22 protein-coding genes are annotated in these 23,823 nt (G+C 43.0%); 11 read left to right on the top strand and 11 right to left on the bottom strand.

Features of this window, described 5'->3' with window-relative positions; translation table 11 throughout:
* Window positions 1-52 precede the first annotated feature (52 nt).
* From R8P61_34775 to R8P61_34820, 10 genes are all read right to left on the bottom strand, one after another.
* Window positions 53-808: an SDR family oxidoreductase gene (locus tag R8P61_34775; GenBank protein ID MDW3652293.1), complete on the bottom strand. Its 756-nt coding sequence runs from the start codon at window positions 806-808 to the stop codon at window positions 53-55.
* A gap of 11 nt (window positions 809-819) precedes the next feature.
* A complete protein-coding gene (locus R8P61_34780; protein ID MDW3652294.1) occupies window positions 820-1,635 on the bottom strand; it encodes an SDR family oxidoreductase in 816 nt (271 codons plus the stop codon).
* 5 nt (window positions 1,636-1,640) lie between these two features.
* Window positions 1,641-2,444 carry an alpha/beta hydrolase gene (locus R8P61_34785; protein MDW3652295.1) on the bottom strand — a complete coding sequence of 268 codons (804 nt, stop codon included), beginning with the start codon at window positions 2,442-2,444 and terminating at the stop codon, window positions 1,641-1,643.
* 23 nt (window positions 2,445-2,467) lie between these two features.
* A complete protein-coding gene (locus R8P61_34790) occupies window positions 2,468-3,325 on the bottom strand; it encodes a 3-keto-5-aminohexanoate cleavage protein (GenBank protein ID MDW3652296.1) in 858 nt (285 codons plus the stop codon).
* 137 nt (window positions 3,326-3,462) lie between these two features.
* Window positions 3,463-4,281, bottom strand: coding sequence for an enoyl-CoA hydratase-related protein (locus tag R8P61_34795; GenBank protein MDW3652297.1), 819 nt, complete (start codon window positions 4,279-4,281; stop codon window positions 3,463-3,465).
* A 119-nt stretch (window positions 4,282-4,400) separates the two neighbouring features.
* Window positions 4,401-6,377, bottom strand: a complete 1,977-nt coding sequence (locus R8P61_34800; GenBank protein ID MDW3652298.1) for an acetyl-CoA carboxylase biotin carboxylase subunit — start codon at window positions 6,375-6,377, stop codon at window positions 4,401-4,403.
* A gap of 3 nt (window positions 6,378-6,380) precedes the next feature.
* Entirely contained in the window at window positions 6,381-7,604 is a 1,224-nt protein-coding gene (locus R8P61_34805) for a hypothetical protein (protein MDW3652299.1), read from the bottom strand.
* 10 nt (window positions 7,605-7,614) lie between these two features.
* A complete protein-coding gene (locus tag R8P61_34810) occupies window positions 7,615-9,207 on the bottom strand; it encodes a carboxyl transferase domain-containing protein (GenBank protein ID MDW3652300.1) in 1,593 nt (530 codons plus the stop codon).
* Window positions 9,208-9,216: 9 nt separating this feature from the next.
* Window positions 9,217-9,873 carry a TetR/AcrR family transcriptional regulator gene (locus R8P61_34815; GenBank protein ID MDW3652301.1) on the bottom strand — a complete coding sequence of 219 codons (657 nt, stop codon included), beginning with the start codon at window positions 9,871-9,873 and terminating at the stop codon, window positions 9,217-9,219.
* A 134-nt stretch (window positions 9,874-10,007) separates the two neighbouring features.
* Window positions 10,008-11,414, bottom strand: a complete 1,407-nt coding sequence (locus tag R8P61_34820; protein ID MDW3652302.1) for a T9SS type A sorting domain-containing protein — start codon at window positions 11,412-11,414, stop codon at window positions 10,008-10,010.
* 325 nt (window positions 11,415-11,739) lie between these two features.
* Here R8P61_34820 and R8P61_34825 point away from each other — a divergent pair, with 325 nt between their 5' ends.
* From R8P61_34825 to R8P61_34845, 5 genes are all read left to right on the top strand, one after another.
* Entirely contained in the window at window positions 11,740-12,294 is a 555-nt protein-coding gene (locus R8P61_34825) for an RNA polymerase sigma-70 factor (GenBank protein MDW3652303.1), read from the top strand.
* Window positions 12,295-12,372: 78 nt separating this feature from the next.
* Window positions 12,373-13,371, top strand: coding sequence for a FecR domain-containing protein (locus tag R8P61_34830; GenBank protein ID MDW3652304.1), 999 nt, complete (start codon window positions 12,373-12,375; stop codon window positions 13,369-13,371).
* A gap of 36 nt (window positions 13,372-13,407) precedes the next feature.
* On the top strand, window positions 13,408-16,008 hold the full coding sequence (locus R8P61_34835) for a carboxypeptidase-like regulatory domain-containing protein (GenBank protein ID MDW3652305.1): 2,601 nt from the start codon (window positions 13,408-13,410) through the stop codon (window positions 16,006-16,008).
* 3 nt (window positions 16,009-16,011) lie between these two features.
* Window positions 16,012-16,818, top strand: a complete 807-nt coding sequence (locus tag R8P61_34840) for a DUF4249 family protein (GenBank protein MDW3652306.1) — start codon at window positions 16,012-16,014, stop codon at window positions 16,816-16,818.
* A 203-nt stretch (window positions 16,819-17,021) separates the two neighbouring features.
* On the top strand, window positions 17,022-17,867 hold the full coding sequence (locus tag R8P61_34845; protein ID MDW3652307.1) for a hypothetical protein: 846 nt from the start codon (window positions 17,022-17,024) through the stop codon (window positions 17,865-17,867).
* A 60-nt stretch (window positions 17,868-17,927) separates the two neighbouring features.
* Here R8P61_34845 and R8P61_34850 read toward each other — a convergent pair whose 3' ends face one another.
* Window positions 17,928-18,584 (bottom strand): hypothetical protein, encoded by a 657-nt coding sequence (locus R8P61_34850; protein MDW3652308.1) that lies wholly within the window; start codon window positions 18,582-18,584, stop codon window positions 17,928-17,930.
* Window positions 18,585-18,712: 128 nt separating this feature from the next.
* Here R8P61_34850 and R8P61_34855 point away from each other — a divergent pair, with 128 nt between their 5' ends.
* The 6 genes from R8P61_34855 (at window position 18,713) to R8P61_34880 (ending at window position 23,823) form a co-directional block, all read left to right on the top strand.
* Window positions 18,713-19,906 carry a M23 family metallopeptidase gene (locus tag R8P61_34855; GenBank protein MDW3652309.1) on the top strand — a complete coding sequence of 398 codons (1,194 nt, stop codon included), beginning with the start codon at window positions 18,713-18,715 and terminating at the stop codon, window positions 19,904-19,906.
* 68 nt (window positions 19,907-19,974) lie between these two features.
* A complete protein-coding gene (locus R8P61_34860; GenBank protein ID MDW3652310.1) occupies window positions 19,975-20,541 on the top strand; it encodes a DinB family protein in 567 nt (188 codons plus the stop codon).
* A 21-nt stretch (window positions 20,542-20,562) separates the two neighbouring features.
* The gene (locus tag R8P61_34865; protein MDW3652311.1) at window positions 20,563-21,237 is read left to right on the top strand and encodes a response regulator transcription factor; all 675 of its coding nucleotides are present in this window, start codon (window positions 20,563-20,565) and stop codon (window positions 21,235-21,237) included.
* A 161-nt stretch (window positions 21,238-21,398) separates the two neighbouring features.
* Window positions 21,399-22,463 (top strand): T9SS type A sorting domain-containing protein, encoded by a 1,065-nt coding sequence (locus R8P61_34870; protein ID MDW3652312.1) that lies wholly within the window; start codon window positions 21,399-21,401, stop codon window positions 22,461-22,463.
* A gap of 10 nt (window positions 22,464-22,473) precedes the next feature.
* Window positions 22,474-23,463 (top strand): OmpA family protein, encoded by a 990-nt coding sequence (locus tag R8P61_34875; protein ID MDW3652313.1) that lies wholly within the window; start codon window positions 22,474-22,476, stop codon window positions 23,461-23,463.
* 42 nt (window positions 23,464-23,505) lie between these two features.
* Window positions 23,506-23,823: a hypothetical protein gene (locus R8P61_34880; protein MDW3652314.1), complete on the top strand. Its 318-nt coding sequence runs from the start codon at window positions 23,506-23,508 to the stop codon at window positions 23,821-23,823.

A 23,823-nucleotide genomic window follows, 5' to 3' on the forward strand; every position in this document is an offset into this window, starting at 1 on the left:
GATCGTATTTAATATGATCTGCCTGTAAAGAGGTAGTGAAGCTGAGGGCAACTTAGGCCTTCATTCCGCCATCCACTCTTAATTCCATACCGGTAACAAAGCTGCTTTCATTGCTGCAAAGCCAGGCAATACTTTCTGCGACCTCTTCTGCTTGGCCGAATCTTTTGAGGGGAATGCTATGTTTGATCATCTGGATCAAACCTTCTTCTTCATTGGCGTATCCCATGCCCATAGGGGTTTCAATAATTGTAGGGCATATCGCATTGACACGAATTTTGTATTTGCCATATTCGTGAGCAGCTGTTCGAGTCATTCCTATAACGGCATGCTTGCTTGCTGAATAGGCCGACATCCGGGGAGCTGCACCAATTCCTGCTACAGAGGAAATATTCACAATAGAACCTCCTTCTCCCTGTTCCAACATGATTTTCAGGGCTTCTTTCATGCAGTACCAAACGCCATTTACATTGACCTGCATGATCTTTTCGTACATCTCATCCGGATATTTATGAGTGAATTCAAGCATGCCTCCTATTCCGGCATTATTTACCGCAATATCTACTCTGCCAAATTGAGCTTTAGTCTGAGCAAATAGGTTCTCGACCTGACTCTTTTGAGAAACATCGCAAGGAATATTGAGCGCTTTTCCCCCTTCGGCCACAATGCTATCATAGGTTTCTTTGGCGCCTTCTTCATTGATATCAGAAACAACTACTTTGGCTCCCTGTTTAGCAAATAATACAGCCGTAGCTCTACCTATACCCGAACCGGAACCAGTAACGATGGCAACTTTATTGTCAAAATTCATGTGATCTATATCTATTTATTAGGTTTCATAAAGGATTTCAAAACATTGGGCAGGCCCATTTTATCGGAATTTAAGTGAGAGGCACCATCAACATAGAGGGTGATACCACTTATATAAGAGGCTAAGGGACTTGCCAGGAAGCCAACAGCATTTGCTATATCTTCCACAGTGCCAAAGCGGCCCAATGGAACTGCTTCCCGAGCTTCTTTAAACATATCCTGAATCTGGGGAGGATAGGTCGAAAGGCCTGAAGACTCTATAGTACCCGGTGCCACGGAATTTATCCGGATATTATATTCGCTCCATTCTACTGCCAGAGTCTTGGTCAAATTCTCGACTCCTGCTCTGGCTGCTCCGGTATGGATCATTCCGGGAAAGCCTCTGAAAATATCGGCGATGATATTGATGATGATCCCATTTTTTTGAGGAAGGAAAAAGGCATTGCCCATTTCCCGGATCATATAAAAGGTTCCATTTAGGTTGTTGTTGATTACGGCATTCCAGCCTTTATCATTGATCATCTCGGCTAATGCCGGAAATTGTCCCCCGGCATTATTAACAAGTATATCCAGGCGCCCCTGTTCGGCTTTGATTTTTTCAGCCAGGAATTGGATTTCCTCAGTATTGCGGATATCCAGACTTTGAAAATGTACATCTCCAAACTCAGCCAATTCTTCCGCTGCTTTTTGTAAGGCTTCTTCTTTTCGTGAGCCGATATAAACCGTAGCACCTAATTGAAGCATCATTTTGGCGATGCCGTATCCGATTCCACTTCTTCCTCCCGTTACCAGGGCTATTTTATCTTTGTATAAATCTTGTGCGAACATTTTTTTCAGTTTTGAATAAAGGTAAGCCAGGTCTTGGCAAAAAGTTCAGGTTTTTCAGCTGCCACCCAATGTCCTGCTCCCGGTACATGAAGGAGATTTTGACTTTGAGCAAAGCGTTCGGCATAGCTAAATCTCAGGGGTATATATGGGTCGAGGTCACCCCATATCACCTGAATCGGAACTTCTCCGGCTAATTTTTCATAGGCCAGTTCCCATTCCTTAAAAATCAGGGGATCCATATACCTGTACATATTGAGTACAGTCTTTTTCATCTGAGGGGTAAGCTTCGCAAATGCTTTTTCGAGATAATCATCTGATAAGCCGGGCCCACCTTTCAACATTTCTCTTTTAAATAAGGATTTGGTGGTAAAAATTGTGGCAATCTCTCCCAGAATAGGGGTCCTCCAAACTCGCCCCCAGAAATGCCATGAGTAATTAGAGAAAAAGAGGGTATTGCTGATACAGAGTGATTTTACCAGTTCAGGATGTTTGATAGCCCAGGGAATTCCATAAAATGCCCCAACATCATGCAAGATGATATGGACGGGATCTGTGATAAGCAGATTGCTGATGAAAGCATTGAGCCAATGGGCTCCCTTCTCAAGGCTGAATTGAGGCTTTCTCTCAATTTCTGAGCGACCAAATCCCGGAAGATCCGGAGCAATGCAGCGATACTCTTTCTCCAGAAATGGGAAGATTCCCTCCCACATATCCGAACTATCAGGATTGCCATGTAAAAGAAGAATGATTTCTTTCCCTTTACCCTTATCCTTGTAATAGTAGTTAAGTCCGTTGATCTCAGTGGTCATATTATCTGATGCTCATCATTGCCCTAATCTCTAAAGGGAATTTGCAACATTTCTCTTGTTTCTTCAATGCTAGCGATCTCCCTTCCCATCATTTTGGCCAGTTTAACGCCCCATTCTACACATTCTCCATTGGATTTCGCCATTTCTCCATTTGGGAGGTAGAAATTGTCTTCCAGACCTACCCGGAAATTGCCTCCCATTGTACAGGCTATCGCTGCCAATTGCCATTGTTTGCGACTGATAGCGATTACCTGCCAGAACTTTCCATCGGGTACCTGGCTGATCTGGTGCATGAGATTTTGTGGAGTTGCTGGAATCCCTCCCATGACGCCCATTACCAAACTATAGCAGGCATTTTCAGGCAGCAGCCCCATATCTCTAAGCGGTTCAGCATTTCTTATATGTGCGGTATCGAAGCATTCCATTTCCGGAGTTGTGCCTGCTTCATTCATTACTTTGATTACGTATTGTAAGGTGTCAAAGGAATTTTCAAAAACCCCACTCCAGTGAAACTTCTTCTGGCGTTTGGAGTAAATGCCGTAATTCATACTTCCCATATTGAAAGCCGCCATATCTGGTCGGGTAGGGCCGATATGATTCATGCGATCCTCTTTGGAAAGTCCAATAGCCCCAGTCGAGAAATTGATAATGATATTGGGGCAGCGCTTCCTCACTTCCGCTTTGATCTCTTCGAAAACTTCTAATCTCCAGGAAGGAGCTCCATTGTCTTCTCGAGCATGGATATGAACGATGCTTGCTCCCGCATCCTGGGCTCTTTTTGCTTCTTCTCCCAGTTCTTTGGGCGTATAGGGAATATAGGGACAGTGGGCTCTGGTAGTAGCTGCGCCAGTGAGGGCGGCTGATAGTATGAGTTTTTTCATCTTATTTTTTCTTTTTGGTTCTTCCGCAGCTTTTTGGCGGCAAAAGCTGCCCAAAAACCGTCAAAATTCTAAAGCCTTCTCGCAGCCTGGCCCCGAACACCGAATTTTGATGACCAGCGCGCGAAGGAGTATGATTATTATTCGCCAGTCCAGTTGGGGGAGCGTTTTTCGCGGAAGGCTTTGAGGCCTTCTTGTCCGTCTTTGCTCATGATGGTTTGTTGGAGCATTTTCAGGAGGTATTTGTGTTGCTCGGCACTGGGCTGGATGTGGTCGTAGGCTTCGAGTCCTTTTCTGATCGCCAAGGGACTGTTTTGTTTTAACTCCTCGATGACACTATTTGAAGCCGTTTTGATTTCATCTGCTGATACGACCTGGGTCACAAGACCATATCTTTCTGCTTCTGCTACCGGCAAATTATAGCCTCTGATACACCAGTCCAGAACCTTGCGGGAAGGCATAACTTTCATCAAAGCCGCCATCACCTGAAAAGGATAAATACCCCTTCTTACCTCTGGTAAGCCAAACTTTACATCGTCCTGTGAGATCACAATATTACATCCTGCCAGGAAGAAGAATCCACCTGCATAAACATCCCCGGTAATCTTTGCAATGGTGGGTTTATATACTTTATTGAAGAGTTCTCCAATCAAGATGGTACCAGCCGGTTTTGGGATGGTCGAATCATTGGGTTCGACTAGTCCTGCCATGGCCTTTAGGTCTGCTCCTGCACAAAAAACATTGCCTTTCGCCTGAATCACTACCACCCAAATATCTTTCTGATAGTGAGCATATTGAAGAGCAAAAGCAATCTCATTTACCATTTGGGGATGCAGGGCGTTTTTCTTTTCAGCCCGATCCAGGGTAAGGGTCAGCACATGATCCCCTGTTTCGATTTCGATAAAGGCAAAGGTTTGTTTTGCGATTTCTGAGACTTGTCCTTTGGTGTATATATTCATTGTTTCTTTTTGTTTTTTTCAAACTTTTTTAGAAAAGTTTGGCACAAAGTGGAAGGAGTAATCCAGAGTTCTCTCACATATCTGTCTGTTCACACTCGTTTCATCTCCCATACGCAAAATCAAGTTTTTATCTTTAACAGCAGAAAACCTGCTTCAACATTGGCTCCTTCTGTGGTGAAGATTTCTTCTACCTTTCCATCTGCTACCGCCTCTATGGTATTTTCCATTTTCATAGAAGATATGATCATAAGGGGGGCTCCACTTTCAACCTCCTCGCCGGCTTTCACCAAAACCTTTACTATCTGAGACGGCATAGGTGCTTCATATCCTCCGGCTTCTTTTTCGGATTCTTTTTGGGGAAAGCGGGGCTGTAGTTCCAGTTCAACGTTGCCGAATTGTTCATTGTGGATATAGCGTTTGCTTCCATTTGAAATCACGGAAAAGCTTTGTTGAAGACCGTCTATTTCTAATTGGAGTTGATCGCCTGTTTTTCCCAGGAACTGAAGCGTGTAATTTTCTTCGCCAATCGACATGCTAAAGCTATTGTTCAGGTATCGATACTTGAGTTCAAAAAGCTCTCCTCCCCAACTATATTTTTCTAATTGATGATCATTGAAATTATTTCGCCAGCCCGAGGGAACAGCCGCAAGCAATACCCGCTTATTTTCCCTTGCTACCCATCCTGCTAAACATGCGGCCATTATAGATTGATGTAAAGCTCCATTGCTTTTGGCTCGATCCGGATTATAATTGAGTTGCTGGCTGATAAAATGGGTATCATATTTCCCCGCTCGAAAATCAGGATGCTCCAAAAGAGCTAATAAAAAATCCTGATTGGTCATCATACCCTGGCAACGCATGTTTTTCAATACGTATTCCATCTTCCTATGCGCTCCTTCACGACTTTCATCCCAAACAATCAATTTCGCAATCATAGGATCATAGAAAATCGAAATCTCAGATCCACTTTCGATAGCAGACTCAACCCGCAAACCTTCAACCTCCGGATATTCAAACTTCAAAATCCTGCCTGTTACAGGGAGGAAACCTTTGGCAGCATCTTCTGCATATAAGCGAAGCTCAAGGGCATAGCCTTTCCCCTGTATATCCTCCTGCTTAATTGATAATTCTTTGCCCGAAGCAGACTCGATTTGCATTTGTACCAAATCCAGACCGCTAATCTCTTCTGTTACGGGATGCTCTACCTGCAAACGGGTGTTTACTTCCAGAAAATAGAAATCCCCACTTTTATCATCATAAATAAATTCTACGGTGCCGGCATTATCGTAACTCAAAGCTTTGGCTGCATTGACTGCTGCGGCTCCCATCTTAGTTCTGAGATCCTCACTCATAATAGGAGAGGGGCTTTCTTCTACGACCTTCTGATAACGCCTTTGGATAGAACATTCTCTTTCCAGGATGTGGATAGCATTGCCCTGTTTATCCCCAAAAATCTGGAATTCAATGTGCCGACCAGAAGCGATGTATTTCTCTACAATCAATTCATCATCTCCAAAGGCTGATTTAGACTCTCTCTTAGCAGCCGCAATGGCCGCTTCGATCTCTGATTCTTCATGAACAATCCGCATACCTTTTCCTCCGCCTCCTGCAGTCGCTTTGAGCAGGAGAGGATAGCCGACTTCTCTGGCTGCCTGGGTCAAACGCTCTATGCTTTGATCCTTTCCCTGGTAGCCGGGCACAACAGGAACCTCAAACTTCTGCATGAGATCTTTCGCCTGAGACTTTGAACCCATAGCTTCTATGGCTTTGGGATGAGGGCCAATGAATATGATGCCTTCTGATTCGCATTTGCGGGCAAAAGCAGCATTCTCCGAAAGAAAACCATAGCCTGGATGAATAGCATCAGCCCCTGTCCGCTTGGCGGTGGAGATGATTTTGTCCTGATCCAGATAGGACTGACTGGGACTACTTGCTCCAATATGAACAGCTATATCTGCTTCTTTTACGAAGGGCATATTTCTGTCTGCATCCGAAAATACAGCGATGCTTCGAATCCCCAGTTTTTTACAACTGCGAATCACGCGAGAGGCAATCTCCCCTCTATTGGCAATGAGTATTGAATTGATGGACTTCATAGATCAATTCTCGCTTTTAAGCATTAAATTTTTATCAAGTATATCGGTCCAAAGCATGTCGGACACATCGGGAATCGAGTAAGGAACTTTATGTCCCCAGTCGTATTCCAGTATATTATCCCAGCCCATATGAACTTTCGTCCAAAGGATGGGACCATTGTAAATGGCATTGTTGATACCCTCGTATTTGCGGAAATCCTTCTCTGTCTCTTTATACAATCTTCGATCCATGGAATTGCGAAGTTTGGTGTAGAGCTCAATGTCCTCAAATTCTTTCGCGGCCAGTAAGCCTGTCATATGGGCGAGGGGAGAAGGTCCGGCTCCCAAATCCTCTCGAACGCTGGCATAAGGACCATAATCAATGACGAATTTATCTTTCCAGGTGGGATAGAGATCCTGGTTGTAATCCTTATCAAAGGACTGTAAAAAACTCATGGTCCAGGCATTGGTATAGCCCGTGAGGTATGGGTCGGAAAACTCCATATCAGAGTTATACATACTTTTGTACAGGCCGCTTTCTTCGTCCGTCATTTTATCCTTGATGAAATCGAGCGTCCAGGAGCCTTCCTCATTCAGGTAATTCGTTCCGTAGAGTTTGTCGTAGACTTTGAGACTCATGAGGCTGATGGAATTGCATTGGGCGAAATAGCGACCGGGTTCACAATCAGCTCCTTCGTGCTTTCCTTCTTTATGATGTCTGCGAAGTTCATGGACGATCCTTTCGGTCATCCAGGTATATTCTCGGGCGAAAGTGGTATCCCCTGAAATGAGTTGGAAAAGGCCATACATCAGGTTGAGATGCCCTTTGTACATGATATTTCCTTCAGAAATGGGATCATCCCCCATGCCATAGTCAATCCAGTCTCCCCATACTTTGCGAGACTTCATCTTTTCGATCATGATTTTCATGGCTTTTTTGGCTGTATTGCCATATTCGTCAGAAATCATCACAATAGAAGGCATAGCGTAGGAGGAAAAGGCTATTCCATAGCGCCAAAGTAATTGTTGATCTTCATCCCATTCCGAAAATTCGTCCCCGGTGATGCCCAGCTTCAGGTACTGGTCATATACATAATTGAATTGACCGATTTCATCTTGCTGAAGTTCTCTTTCCCCTATATCCTTGAAATAAAGATCACCAGCTGGCATACCTGTAGGCAGCGCATACCAGATCAAACTACCCGCCAAGGCAATGATCAATCCGATGAGTATAAGTTTCTTTTTCATAGGGCAAGGATTACATTCTGAATACACCGAAGCCGTCGCTACCTTTGATGGGCTGGCTATATAAAACCGCTAAGCTGATTCCCAGATAATTTCTCGTTTGACGAGGATCAAGTATACCATCGTCCCACAATTCGGAAGTCGAATGCCAGGCAGATGCTTTGGATTCTGCTTCATGGATCAACATTTGCTTGAGCATTTCACCCTGTTTTTCATCGTATTCTTTTCCTAATGATTTTGCGGAAGCTCGTTGAACGATCTCCATCACTCCGGCTAGCTGTTCTGAGCCCATGACTCCGATTTTAGAATTGGGATAGGCAAATAGGAAACGAGGATCGTAGCTGCGACCATTCATCCCATAATTTCCTGCCCCATAAGAAGAACCGATCATCAAGGTAATGGAAGGAACCTCACTATTGGAAACGGCATTGATGAGTTTAGCTCCGTTTTTTATGATGCCGCCTTCTTCATAGGCTTTTCCCACCATATAACCCGTAGTGTTTTGGAGGAAAAGGAGAGGAATATTCTTTTTATTGGAAAGCTGGATAAAATGAGCAGCCTTATTGGCGGACTCTGAGAAGATAACTCCATTATTTGCGAGTATGGCGATGGGATAGCCATGGATTTTTGCCCAGCCAGTTACCATGGTACTGCCGTATTCTGGTTTGAATTCCGAAAATTTTGATCCGTCCACAATTCGATAGATCAACTCTCTGGCATCGAAAGGAGTTTTGGGATTTGAGGGAATTACTCCAAGGATTTCTTCGGTGTCATAGAGCGGCTCTTCAATGGGTCCCTCCGGAATCAAATGAGGATTGGCAACATTCACCCATTCCATGATTTCGCGGGCAATGCGGATGCCGTCGTATTCATCCTCAGCCAGGTAATCAGAAACACCCGATACCCGGCTATGCATTTCTGCTCCGCCCAGTTCTTCATCTGTGGCTACTTCATTGGTCGCCATCTTTACCAGTGGCGGACCTGCGAGAAAGACTTTGGCCGCTTTTTTCTGGAAGATAGAATAATCTGACATACCAGGCACATAAGCCCCACCCGCAGTCGCATTTCCAAAGACCACCGAAATGGTAGGAATTCCCATTTTGGATCGTCGGGTAATCTCCCGGAAACTTTCACCTCCATAATTGAAGATCTTTGCCTGATCGGGTAGGTTAGCCCCACCACTTTCCACCAAATTGATGGAAGGTAAGCGATTTTCTCTTGCGATTTGCCCTAAACGTAAAGATTTGAAAACGGTAGCATAATCAACTGAGCCTCCTTTACGAGTCCCTACATTAGAATTGACCATACAAAGTTTCCCCTGTACCAGCCCAATGCCGGAAATATTTGTCCCACCTGCTCCGAAACCACCTTTTTGCTTCATTCCGCTCAAGGGGAGTAGCTCTAAAAAAGGGCTGTCCTGATCCAGTACCAGTTCAAGGCGTTCACGTGCAAGCAATTTTCCTCGATTACGAGCTCTGTCAATATGCTTGTCTTTGCCCTGGAATCGACTGGCTTCCATATGTTTCTCCAGCTCTTCGACAAATGCAAGCATCTCTTCACGATTCTGTTGAAAACTCTTGCTATTGGGATTTATTTTGGACTTCATCTCTTTATGTTAAAATGAGATTAAAGATTGAATATCTATATCGAAAGGCTCTCCGAGACTATTGAAATAGTCTTCTCCGAAGAATGCCTTGAAAGATTGTTGGCCTTTTTCTGTAAAATGGGGAAGGAGTATACTCCAAATCATTTTTTCTCCATCCTCTCTGCTTTTTTCACCTCGAATGATTTGTTGGGAAAGCCAAAAGAAGGTCAACATCCAGGTAATAAAAGCAATGTTATGATAGGTACCTGCGATTTGTTCTTCTCGCATATTGCCCAATTTGATTGAAAAAGCGATAGTGGCTTTGTTGTCTTTAATAGTTTGGGAGGTAAGGTCCCGAAAGCGCTTTTTGATCAAAGGATGTTTGAGTACATGGGTATCCAGAAAGATGAAGGCATACTTCTTTTGGTACTTATAGTAAAGTTGAATCTCATTATGGAGATTTTCAAAAGAGGGGAGTTGGCGCGACTTATTACGCTCCTGCTCCAGAGATTGCCACATATCGTCGGCTATGGCTTCAAGTAGTAAATCTTTTTCTTTGAAATGGTAGGCAAGGTTGCCTCGACTCATTCCCAGCACCTTTGCCAATTCGAATAAAGTCGTGGAGCTATATCCATGTTTATTGAAATAGCTGGTGGCTTCCTGTATAATTTTTTGGCGAGTTGTCAAAAAGGTGAATTTCCAACAAGTTAGTTTGTTTTAAGTAATTAGTCAATAGTGTCTAAACTTTATGCAAAAAATATTTAACTTCTACTTCATAAGTTAGATCGGAATTATGATAGGATATAGGGATTGTTTTTCTGTCACTTTTTCACAAAAGAGGAAAAGTATGGATACTCAGGATGAAGGATTTGGATAAAATATTTTCCTGAGGGGAGTTGTTGGAGCGGAATCAGTTGCAGTTGGGATTCTCCTTCTTTTAATGGGCTTTGCAAAAGGACTTTCCCATATATATCACAAAGCCTGAGTTCTCCTCCTTGCCAATCGGGACCCTGTAAATTGATTGTCAGATAATCATTTGCTGGATTGGGGTAGAGGAGAGGATCGCTAGAATTTTCAGAGAGCTGTAGTTCGAGAATTGAGCTATAACTGCTTTCACCATTGATATTGGTATGCTTGAGCCGGTAATAAATTTTTTGATCGACTTGATATGCAGATAGTTTATCTCTATACAGATAATTCTCGGATTTCTGTTTGAATTCAATATAAGGAGCAGTGTAAATATTTTGAAAGATGCGCGAATCCAACGAACGTTCGATTTGTAGAAGATCTTCCGGATCATTGCTTGTTTGTTTCCAACTGATCTGAGCATATAGACCTTGTTTTTGAACTTCCAGGTCTTCCCATCCCAAATCCAGGGTAGGCCCACTGCTGAAAACTTCATCTCCCACATTGTAGCGTTTCATATTTGCTCCACTAACAGCAGCTGAATATCCCCGTAAATGGGTGGAGTCGGAGCTTACACAGTTGGAAACAAATCTGTATTTAAGCCGGAAAGTGTGCGAATTTCCTGTGTGTTTACTTACGCTGCTGTAATAGAGTTGATCCTCATCCCCGACCAGGATTTCAGTTACTTCTGAATATTCTACAATGCTACTGACTAGTTGATAACAATCTGCATCAAAATCCAGGTTACCTGCCGGCTGAATAATTACCGGGTTACCAGCTTTTGTGCTACCTATAGAATATTCCATTTCTACTTCTACCGTATCTCCAATACCCACTCCCGCCAGGAGCTCTGTTCCAATTATGGTGCCGCCAGCCCCAGCATCTATAGTAGAAACGGTAGTTAGGGTCTCTGTAAGACTTGCCGTATCGCCACTTGCTTCGAACAACTTGATGCTAAGGTCTGAACTTGCTCCTATGCTTGAACAGTCATAATAGATATACCAGAAAATGGACTTACAATCCCCTGCTGAAAGTAATCCTATTGTTTGGTCTGCTAACTGACCTGCGGCCAGTCCAAAATTTGCATTTGTGAAATCCTCAAGGCGAGCTGTTACATTCGATAAATCGGAAGAACCATTATTACATACTTCAAAGGAAACATAGGCAGCATGAGGCTCTTCATCACAACCTTTGTTATTGTCTACTAACAAGCTTGGGCCTGAAGTCAGGCTGATCGACAGATCGGAAGGATCTAAAGCTATCCCCACTGTGGTGGCGAATGTCGCACATATACCATATACCAGACTCGTAAGAACTGTCATAAACCTTTTGTCTTAAATGAAGGCTGTTGCCTGAATCGGAACGCAGACCTAGAAAGAAATATGTAATGAAGTAGATGTGGGAATAAGCATTGACTTTAAATGAAGTACGTAAATATGGAAATAAATACTATTACGAAAAATCGTAATTAAGTGCTTTTCTAACAGAGGAATAGACAGCTGATTTTATTGAAGTGGACTTTAGGGTAGGGGTGAGAAGATCCTGGATGGTGGGCGAATCATTTAATGACAATTCCCCTTCAAAATTCAAGTGATTAATTTCCCGGTCAAGCGCAAATAAATTCTATTTCCTACCTTTAGTGCTGAGATGTCTCAGCAATTATCACAGAACTCCTTTGACAAACAGCAATTTGAAGTCCTCTTCAAATCGCACTTTACCCATCTCTGCAATTTTGCACGCCAATTTGTCTTCGATGAGGAAGTCGCTCAGGACATCGTACAAAAGGTCTTCATCTCCCTTTGGGAAAAACGAGAAGAAATCGATCCCACACTTTCTATCAAATCCTACCTATTTACTGCAGTCCGAAACAAATGCCTGAATCACATCCGGGACGAGAAGAAATATCGATCTCAGGTCCTCGATCTGGATCATGCGGATTTTGAGATTGCTGTTGAGGAGGATCATTTTGGAGAAGAGGAACTCAAACAGAAAATCGAAGCTGCCCTCGCAAGCCTTCCGCCTAAATGTAGGCAGGTTTTTGAGATGAGCAGATTTCAACAAATGAAGTACAAGGAAATTGCCGAGGAACTTGAGCTTTCGCAGAAAACTGTGGAAGCCCATATGAGCAAAGCCATGAAAATTTTACGGGAAGTATTGGGCCCCTATTTCTGGCTCTTAGTGCTCATGATAAGAAATGTGTAAAAAAATGATCACCGGACTAAGGGTAGAGATATCTTTTTGGGTAGTAAAGGTAGATCAGGCCGAAATCGAGACTGAATCATGGAAAAACAGGACATACATACACATCATTCCGAACTCATAAGTCGCTATTTGAGTGGGAATGCCAGTGATGCAGAAGTGCAGGAACTGGAGGCATGGGTATTGGCTGATCCGCAGAACCAGGAAGTTTTTAAAAACTTCAAAAAAGCCTGGATCTTATCCGGAATGAAGGAAAATCCTGTTTCTGTGGACGTGAATAAGAATTGGGAACAGCTACTCGGACAGATTGAACCTCAGGCGAAAGTGCTGGAGATGAAGAAGCCCTTCTATACTCAGAGATGGCTGGGAGTTGCTGCAGCGGTATTAGTGCTTATGATTCTCTCGATTTTCTTATGGAGAAATATCTTGAGTTCTGAACCATATTATGCGCAGACCTTTGATGAGATTGAGGAAGTACAGCTCGAAGATGGAAGTACCGTTACGCTTAATCAACGATCCTTCTTGAGTTTCGCGAATGAGGAGAAAGGAAATATCCGCAAAGTGGGATTGAAAGGCGACGCATTTTTTGATGTGGCCCGAGACACTGCTCGTCCTTTTATCATAGAAACTCAAAATGTAGAGATTGAAGTATTGGGAACTTCCTTTTATGTAGACGCTCGGGAGGAATTGGGCGAAATTCAGGTCATCGTCGAATCGGGTAGGGTAGCGGTGAGAAGTGGTGGCAAGGAAGAGATTTTGACTGCCAATGAGAAAGCTGTTTTTACCAAATCTAATGGTGCTTTGGACAAACAGGAAAATGATGATGCCAATTATCTCTCCATCAAAGATCAACAACTTTCTTTTGAGGAAAGCCCGCTTGAAGAAGTCATTTTTGCCCTGCAGCGCCAATACCATGAAGAGATGGAAATAGTAAATCCTGAATTGATGGACTGTCCTTTAACGGCAAACTTTTCAAAGAAAGCGCTTCGAGATATTCTGGATGTTATAGAAGAATCTCTGGGAGTTCAGGCTAAAAGAGAGCGGGGAAAGATCATTTTCAAAGGAACATGCAATAAATAGAAACGAGGTAATGCATGCTCCGCAAACACAGATCACATGCAAAAAATCCTTGTATACCTAATTCTTGCTCAGTTTTTCTGTAGCCAGCTCTATGCGCAGGTTAATAGTCCTAGGATCAATATCGAACGATCCAGGATTACTGTTGGAGAGCTCCTGGAGGAGATTAGCGAGCAATCCGCTTATGAATTTTCCTACAACTCTCGCCTGATCGATACCCGGGAACCCATTTCCTTTTCTGCTAATAACATCAGTCTTACAGAATGTCTGGATCGGCTTTCCGAGAAGCTCAATATCCGTTACCGTATTTTTGATGATCAAATTGTTCTCACTTCTGCACGAAGAAATAAGAGGCGACACCTGATTCTCTCAGGCTTTTTATCGGATCGGACTTCGGGAGAAAGTTTAATAGGAGCTACGGTCCATGCATTAGGAACTTCTTTTGGAACCTTTACCAATGAGTTTGGGTATTATTCGCTTCCGCTGGAAAAGGGAAATTATACCATTGCCTATTCTCACGTAGGCTATAAAAGACAAGAACAAGCCATCCTTCTGGAAGTATCGGAACAACAAAATGTCTCCATTTCTCCAGTCAGTTTTGACATGCCGGAGGTTGTAATTGCTCCTCCTTTGGAGGATATTCTCAATAAAAAGCAATTGGATGCCATGGAACTCTCGCCCGAAGTCCTTAACAATATGCCGGAATTCGCAGGAGAAAGTGGATTGGTAAAAGGCCTGCAAAGCCTCCCCGGCCTCAAAGCAGATGGGGATGGTTCGGCCTATTTTTATGCAAGAGGAGGAGAAAGGGATCAAAATCTGATCATAGTCGATGATGCACCCATTTACAATCCTTCTCACCTCTTTGGTTTTTATTCCATGGTGATCCCGGATTTCACCAAAAGCATCAGGGTTTATAAGGGGGATATGCCGGCCAGTATGGGAGATCGCCTTTCTTCTATCATCAGCATCCGAACAAGAGAAGGGAATTTGAATAAATTTCACTTTAGCGGAGCCATTACTCCTTTTGTGTCTCGCTACTCTATAGAAACTCCTATTAGAAAGAAAAAGAGCTCTATTTTTCTCACCACAAGGCAATCTAATTTCGATTGGATATACCAGAGAAATAATCCTCAACTCAAAGTAAAGTTTCAGGATTTTCACCTGAAATGGAATCGACGACTTAATGATAAAAATCGCCTTTACTTTACCACGATTTCCAGTTCGGATATTTCCCAAAACTTCAGCAATGAAATCGGATCGCGCATTGGCGTTTTTCGGAATAACTTTGCAGCGACCTTTCGATGGAACCACCTGTACAATGCCAAGCTCTTCTCCAATATCATTATCAATTCCGGTACTTATTCAAATCGCTTATTGATTGACCCTAATACCTGGAAGTCCGAATTGGGCATGTTGGGATTTAAAATAGATTTCACCCATTACAAACGACAAAATTTCACGGAGAAATTCGGCATGGAACTGCAGGGCTATTTTACAAATCCGGGTAGCCTTTCATTGGATTCCTCTTTATCCATTATTCCCAATCTAAATCCGAATTATTCCCGAAAGAATGTTCTCTATTATCAAGGAGACTGGAAGATTAAAAAGAAATGGCGCCTACAGGCAGGAGTAAGGCTGATCAATTTTGCCAGAGGAGGCCCTGATGTCTATTACAATTTCGACCAAAATTATAGGGTAGAAGATACTGTTGCGCATGGCCGTGGGATTTATAATCGATATGTAAACCTGGATCCTAGACTCAGTGTGCGCTATCAGGTAGATGAAAGTTCTCAATTGAAATTGAGTTTCGGCAATTATCATCAATATCTACAATTGATTTCCAATTCCATTTCACCCTTTACCTCCCTGGAAATCTGGGCGCCTGCCGGACCTAACATTTTCCCCCAAAGTTCTCAGCAATGGTCCCTCGGCTATCTTAAATTTTTCAAAGAAGCCCGTATGGAAATTAGTGCTGCGGCTTACCACAAAAAGATGCGCGGGCAAGTCGATTACGAGCCGCATGCAACGGTTTATTTGAATCCTTTATTTGAAGGGGAATTACGATTTGGCGAGACACGTTCTTATGGCATTGAATTCTTGCTGAAGAAAGATTTTGGCAGGCTAAATGGTTGGCTATCCTACACCTATTCTCGTAGTTTCAGAAGGACGCTTGGAATAAATAATAGCCTGGAGTATCCAGCTGTTCAGGATAGGCCCCATGATTTTTCTGTTTTTGTCAACTATCAGATGTCTGATCGAATCCTGGCAAGTGCATACTGGACGACTTATAGTGGAGCGACCTTTAGCTCACCTACTGCCTATCTCAATTTCAATGATCAACCTGTTCCCATTTTCGGAGAAAGGAACAATGATCGCCTACCTACCTACAATCGCATGGATATATCTTTCCGCCTTCGCCTGAATAAAGATGTGAGCCGGAAATACCAACATAGTCTTGCAGTATCTATTTACAATGTATTGGGACATGTCAATCCATTCATCATTCAATTCAATAAGATACCGGACGGTAATCTTAGCCATGTAGTAAAAACGAATGTCCTCTCTGAGGTTCCGGTCCATCCCAGTCAGTTTAGTCTGGGGCGATTTTTACCATCTGTGAGCTATCGATTCAAATTGTAAATCATGAAACTTTCAATAACATATTGTTGCTTGCTATGCCTGACTTTCTTTGCCTGTGAAGAGTATCGAGAGTGGGAACTAGAGACTTCAGAGGAAAGCTATCTCGTAGTAGAAGCGATCCTTACGGACGAAAATATTCGACAGGAAATCAAGCTCTCTCAAAGTTTCCCGGATATCAATGGCGCTGTTCCAGCAGTTACAGATGCTGAAATTCTGGTAGAAGTAAATGGGGTGCAATATACTTTCTCCCACAATGATACAGAGCCGGGAAGCTACCTGAGTGATCAGAGCTTTGAAATAATCAATAACTTGATTTATAGCCTGGAGATAAAGTGGCAAGGAGAACGATATGCTGCTCAAAGTGAGTTATCCAATGTGAGTCCCATTCCGACTTTTAGTTTTGAAGAAAATGGGGATGTTGATAGCCTGGTTTTCTCTCGATTCATTCATGTCTTCAATCCCAGTCAGCAGGCTATGTATGAAATGGATATCGACTGGTCCCATTTAAGCAATGAGGAAAATACTCATGCGATTCAGTATTTCTACACCTTCAATTCCGTTCATATCGGTCAATTGGTTTTCCCTCGTCGGGAGCAAGTCCGTTTTCCCAGAGGAAGTATTGTGGAAGTCAAAAAGTTTGGGCTGAATGATGATTTTGCTGAATTCCTGCGAGCGATGGCATTAGAAACAGAGTGGAGTGGGTATGTGTACTATGCTACTCCCGACAATATTCCAGGAAATATCAGCAATGGAGCTTTGGGATTTTTCAGTACCTGTGCCGTTTTACGAGACACCCTGATCGCTGAATAAGATTTTTTTTGCCTTTTTCGAGACCGGACACTTTCTCTAAGTGTCTGGTTTTCTGTCTTTTATCCTTGTGGTGAAAAATAATTTCAAAAAAATTGAAAAAAAATAAGGGTCGGACTAAGGGTAGGAATATGATCCTGGGTATTAAAGGCAAAGAGCATAAAAAGACGCTCACTCTTTTACACATAAACACAAAAGAATCTGTTATGAAAAAGTTATCAAGCTTATTGCTTCTTATCCTTGCCCTCGCTTTTTTCTCTGCTTGTGAAGAGAACGTACCTGTTCCTCCTATCGCCGAAACCGAAGCTCCTGATTTACCCGTAGCTGAAATGTACACCATGCCTTTTGATGAGGTAACCGAAACCGAAACAGATACGGTTACTAATCAAACCATGAACGTTAGCTATCGTAACTGGGCCTTTGCAGGAATCAACCTCCTGGTTTGGAACACAGCTGTAGTCATCAATGTAAGTGTTCCTTTGGCTGCTGTAGGCGCCGCATTCAATGAAAGACCTGTTCATTTAGGTGGGGGTGTATGGGAATGGTCCTATGTATATACTGCACCACCAGCCTTAGGGGGAAAAACCTATGATGTAGTCTTAACGGGAGAATATGTCCTTGGTGCTACTGAAGTAGAATGGACAATGACTACTTCGCAAAGAGGAGGATTCAGCAATTTCGAATGGATCACAGCAGTAACCAAAGTTGACGGTTCTGAGGCTGACTTTACCATCAATCACCGTCCCAACAATCCTCAATCCTACCTCATGATTGAGTATGACAAAGATTTGGGAAGTGTCCTGCATCAAATCCGCTATACCAATGTAAATCCATCCAGCAATTCTACCGGAGGCTATGTAGAATATAGAGCAACATCAAATAGCCCTTTCAACAGAGAGTTCGAAGTAGGAGCCGGCCCTGTTAATCCGACCAACATCCTTGAGATCCAGTGGAACGAACCCAATGGAAACGGACGGGTTAGAAACGAACAACATTACAATGACACAGATTGGCATTGTTGGGATACGCTTCTGCGCGACACCAGCTGCTAGTAAGATTCAATTCTTGGAATCAAAACGATGCGTCATGGCCAGCCGGTCATGGCGCTTTCTTTATGGTAATAGGAAAAATGGCGCAGTTTCAGCTTCGTAGATTTCTCCAGTTGAAAGTTCCATAATGACTTTCAGCTTTAGTTCGGGGTTTAATTCAGGAGCTTTGGTCAGCGCAAGGAGCATGTCTTCACTTTCGATTTTCCCTTCGCTATTATTTAGAAAATCTTCTAAGGTAGAACTGTCTAATCCCAGAAAATTGCCCTGATATTGGAGTAGATCATTTATGTCATCATTGGCTTTGTGGTCCTCATCGAAATCATTGAGGGTAAGTACCTGAAAATTGACGAAGGTTTCTCTTTTAGAACCTCTGGGACCGGGTACACAGGTACAGGCGTATGCCGTATTCATGAGCGAGAAAGACCAATTGCTTTTGGCAGGTTTTTCCAGGCTTGCATGATATTCCACCTGATAATCGACATAAATTCCACCAAATTGGGCAAAACTCAGGGTATCAAGGGCATTAACTAACGTCCCTTCTGAAAAATTTTCATAGGCATCCACCTGCAAACCATTTATGTCAAAATATGCATAGCGTTCACAATTACAGGGGGAAATCTGAGGGCCTCCGGTAAATTCACAACTAGGAACCATAAATCCCACACCCAAAAGAAAAGTAAAGAATATATAAGGGACTATCCGTTTGACTCGAGAAATCATATTTGTAGTGCTTTTTTATTCTTAACGCGGAATCTTGCCAAAGCGCTGCAAATCCCTTCATGCAACCCATTCAAAACTTTCTCAGACTATCCTGAGAAAGCTTCACACGTCAAACGGAAAATCTCAGCATGAAAAATTTTGCCTTACTTATTGTTTTCATTTTTAGCCTCCTTTTTCCTCAACCTAAAGGGGCAATTCTGGAAGAAGCCTCTCTGGAAATCGCTTTTTATCCTACAAATCAGATTTACCCCTACTCTTTAAAAGGCCCAGGGACACCGGCTGAACTTTACTCCCTGCTCCTTCAGAATATTGCCATAAAAAATCCTCGGAAAGAAAGCTATCAAATAAGCTCCCTGGAATTACTAGCAAAAAAGGAAGGGGAAATTCTTCTGAGAAAGGGCCTCTTGAAAGAAGATCTGGAGGCGAAAGCCAAGGTCTTTGCCCAATATCAGGAATTGGGCTATCTCGATCTTTATGATTTTCAGTTCCAAACCAAAAATCTCCTGGAAGGATTTAAGCTTTCTACGGATTTAGAATTGGCTTCAAATGAAGCCCTTTTGATTACGAAACAAGCTCTGGTTTTGGATATGGAGGTAGATGAAGTAGGCATCGAAATTAGTTTTTCGGATTCGCAAGGGAATAAATTCTCTAGCTTTTCCAGTCTTAAGGTGGAAAAGTATCAATCGCCCAATAGTTACCACTTTCCTCTGAAAGGCAGTTGGTTTGTTGGGGGAGCACCTAATTTGCATAGCCATCATCGTTGGGGAATCATACAGGAATTTGCCTATGATTTTGTTCAGCTAGGGGAGGGGACCCAGGACCACATTGGGGACGGAAGTAAATTGGAAGACTATTTTTGCTATGGAAAGGCGGTCATGAGTATAGGGAAAGGAAAAGTGGTGGGTGTTCGCGATGGAGATGAGGAATCTGATGAAAATTTGCGACAAGCCAATGAGAGTATAGAAGCCTGGACACAAAGAAGTATGCAAAGACAGCAAGCCTTACTCGCGAAGGGCTTTGAAGGAGTATTGGGAAATTATGTAGTCATTGAGCATGAAGGAGGAGAGTATTCCTATTACCTCCATTTACAAAAGAATAGCATTGAAGTGAAAGTAGGAGATCTGCTGGAAAGAGGAGCGCAAATTGGAAGAGTAGGGCATAGTGGAAATAGCGAGGCTCCGCATTTACATTTTCATTTGGCGAATGGGGCCGATCCTGCCAACAGCCGCAGCCTTCCTATCCATTTTGAGAATATCGAAAGCTGGCCAGAGGGTGCACATGCTGATGCCATTCAATATGGACACATTATCAAGAGCCTGTAGGAGAGGCTAAGCAGAAAATATTGGTCTATACCAAGATTTTTTACTCCCATACTTCCTTCCTTTGTCCTATGAATCAAGAAGAAATGAAGCATTGGAAGGAGGAAATTCAGTCCCTCAGTAAAGCCTATGAAAAATTGGCAGGAGAACTAGGCCCTGACCTCATGCATACACGTCCCCATCCCGATCAATGGTCTTTCTCCGAAATACTGGCCCATCTCATAGTGATCAATGAAAGCTATTATCCTACTTTCAAAGCTTTACAGAACGGCACCTACAAAAGCCCCTTTCTTTCCAAACTCAGTTTTATGGTAAGATTTATGGGTAAAGAAATCCTGAAATCCGTTCAACCGCAGACAAAAAAGAAAATTAAAACCTTTCCGATCTGGGAACCCATTCATCTGGAAGAGACTCCCGATATATTGAATCGTTTTCTCAAGCATCAAGAGGAATTGACTCAAGAATTCGAGGCATGCATTACTTTGTTCCCTCAAAATCCGGTCCTTTACTCTCCCGCTTCAAAAATGATCTTTTACCATTTGAGTACAGCTTTCGAAATCATCCTAAGTCATGAAAAACGACATTTGCTTCAAGCACAAAGATTGCTTGAGCAGTTTCAGCAATATGTAAAAGCATAGGGCGAAAGATAAATCACCCATATGGGTAATGGCAGCTCAGCACATTTTCTGCTATTTTGGGATATGGAAAATCCTGAAATCAGTGTGGCCATCGTTGAAGATGATCCTGAGATTCGTCAGTTATTAAAAATTCTGATTGATGGCTCACCCGGATTTTCCTGTAGTTCGCTATGTGAAACGGGTGAAAAAGCCCTGGAAGATATTCCCATATCAAAACCCGATGTAGTCCTTATGGACCTCCAATTGCCAGGCATCAATGGGATCAAATGTACCCTCGAACTAAAGGACCAACTCCCCAATACCAATATTATTATTCTTACCATACAGGCTGCCGAGGAGGCTCTATTTGACTCTCTATGTGCAGGAGCAACGGGTTATTTGCTGAAAGACACCCCGCCCGGGCAGATTTTGCAAGCCATCGAGGATGCCCATAAAGGAGGCTCTCCTATGAGTCCGGCCATTGCTCGTCGGGTAGTCAATTCTTTCCACCACCACAAAAAACAATCTCAGCTTAGCGAAAGAGAAACAGAAGTGCTAAAGCTCCTCTGCGAAGGGGAAAATTATAAAAGTATCGCGGACAAATTGTTCGTTTCCAGCAATACCATCAAAGCCCATATCAAACATATCTACAAGAAGCTCCAGGTCCACACTAGAGCAGAGGCTGTATCCAAAGCCCTCAAGGATCGCCTCATTTAAAATCACCCATATGGGGAATTGAAGTCCGTTCCCCTCCCTTCTAATTTTACAAAAGTAGAATTTTATCTGCTCGGGGAATTCCCAAGGCATTATGAAGAACGCTAGTCGGCATTCCTGATCAGAATGCCTACATACACCTTATCCAATCTTAACCTTATCCTATGAAATTATTTTCTATCATCATATGCATGGTTTTTTCGTCCTATTTAGCCATAGGACAGCCCATGATCAATTCATCGGTCATTTTTGATTTGGGAGAATCTTCCGAAGTAGAAATCGTTCAGGATTTCTACGCTCCGGGTGCTTCCGGCCCCAATGTAAGCTGGGACTTTAGCAATATTTCTGGCCCCTCTTTTAGATTTGACTGGCGAGCGATCAATCCAGATACCCTGCCCATTCAGATGCAGGACAGTTTCCCCAATTCGGATTTAAGCTTTTTAACTCCTATTGGCGATACCATAGGCAATTATCTCTTTTACCGGGAAAGCAATGACAGCCTTTTCTTATTAGGAGCCGCTTTGACCCGTATTCCGACAGGGGATACGACCTGGTTTATGTTAAACGAAGACCCTCAATTGAGTCTGGCTTTTCCCATTAGTTATGAAGATGTGCAAACAGATTCTTTTGCAGGTACGAATTGGGTGCAGGTACAAGGAAATCTGTTTATGCAAAAACGACGAGGAAGCATTACCCATACTGCAGATGCCTATGGAGATATTACTACTCCTTTGGGGACTTTTAACAATGCTTTGCGCATCAAGACAGAAGAAAGGGTTTATGATACCCTTGTCGTTATGGGATTTCCTGCCTCTACAAGCATCCAGGAAATTACTCGCTATGCCTGGTACGTTGAGGGAGAGAAATACCTCATAATGCAAATGGATAGTATTTCGACTAGCCCTGGCACCTTGACAAAACAGGCACAATACCGAACGGAGGCCCTCGCGACTGCTATTGATCCTGAAATTCTCAGCAAGATGATTGACTTCCGGCTTTTTCCTAATCCAGCTAATAAGGCTATACGCTTAAGCTTTCAGTTGCCGCAGAGAGCTCCGGTTCAGATTGAAATTCTGAATATGATGGGGCAGAAAATCTTGCTAAAAGAATATGCGGAAATAGCTTCCTTCGAAGATGAACTGAGTATAGATCAACTCCCTCAAGGAAGTTATCTCCTGAGAGTTTTTACCCCTTTGGGTAGTATTAGTAAACCCCTACTCATTAACTAAAGCAGCCTCTATGAAAGTCTATATTACTATAGTATACCTCCTCTTACTACTTTCTCCGGGCCTCCTTGAAGCCCAGGACATAGAGGGAAGCGAGGATCATCCCTTGCTGAGTCGATATCCGGGTTCATATATCAGCTACTTTGAAGAAGTAAAATACAGGGAGTACAATTTTGCAAGCGGCCCTGTAACAGGCTATCGTCAAATCAAAGAATCAAGGGTAATAGCAGGATCTTTGAGTCGTCTCACTTATTTCATTGATAAATCTGTAGAAGAGTTGTCGATAGGAGAAGTCTATCAGGACTATTTGCAGGCTTTGACAAAGGCAAAGATCGATATCCTATCAAAAGGCCTCTTTCCTCAGAGAAATGTCAAAAAGGAAGTCGGAGGCATGACGTGGATAGGTTTGGCTTTGGGGAATAATCCCTTCCCAGGAAATACCCGTGCCAATGATATGTTTCGAGGCACCAGTAGCAGCGGAGGCAGTTTTGCTATCGTAGGGAAAGTGCAAAGAGCGGAAGGAGCTACCTATCTGGTACTTTATGCGAAACGCTTCAGCAAAAATCGGGTAATCTGTCAGCTGGACGTGATTGAGGCAAAGGAAGCGGAAACAGGTCTGGTAACGGCAGATGCGGCCTATCTTTCCCGAGAGATAGAGCAGTATGGAAAAGTGGCTCTCTATGGAATCTATTTTGATTTTGATAAGGCCATTGTAAAAGAAGAATCAAAAGCGGCTTTGGATGAAATCGCCAAACTTCTCAGGTCAAAATCTGAGCTTAATTTATATGTGGTAGGCCATACCGATATGAAAGGAGAGCTGGAATACAATCTGAGACTTTCTGAAAATCGGGCTCAGGCAGTGATAGAAAAGCTGGTGGAAGATTATGGCATAAAGCGCGCTCGATTAGAGGCGAAAGGGGTTGGACCTTTGGTTCCCATACTCTCAAATCAAGCCGAAGAAGGAAGAAGTCAAAACCGACGTGTGGAACTGGTTGAAAAATAATACATACACAAATCTTATAATCAAATCATTAATTAATTCTCTATGAAGACCCTTAAAAATCTAAGCATCTTAGCTTTTTTACTTCTGGCATTTAGTGCAATTTCCTGTAATCAAACCAATAATCCGATTACTTGTAACTATGCGGCAGAACTACAGGATGAGGCAACTGCACTCTCCAATGCAGCAGCAGCCTATGGAATGGATCAAAGTTCGGCAAATTGTGAAGCCTACCGCCAGGCCTTTATGGACTATCTGGACGAGGCTGAAAAACTGGACGATTGCGTGATCAGCTCTGAAAGAGCCGCTTATAGACAAGCCATTGATGATACACAGGCGAGTCTGGATGCCCTGACATGCTAA

It is taken from the genome of Bacteroidia bacterium, assembly GCA_033391075.1.
In the GTDB taxonomy this organism is placed as follows: Bacteria; Bacteroidota; Bacteroidia; order J057; family J057; genus JAWPMV01.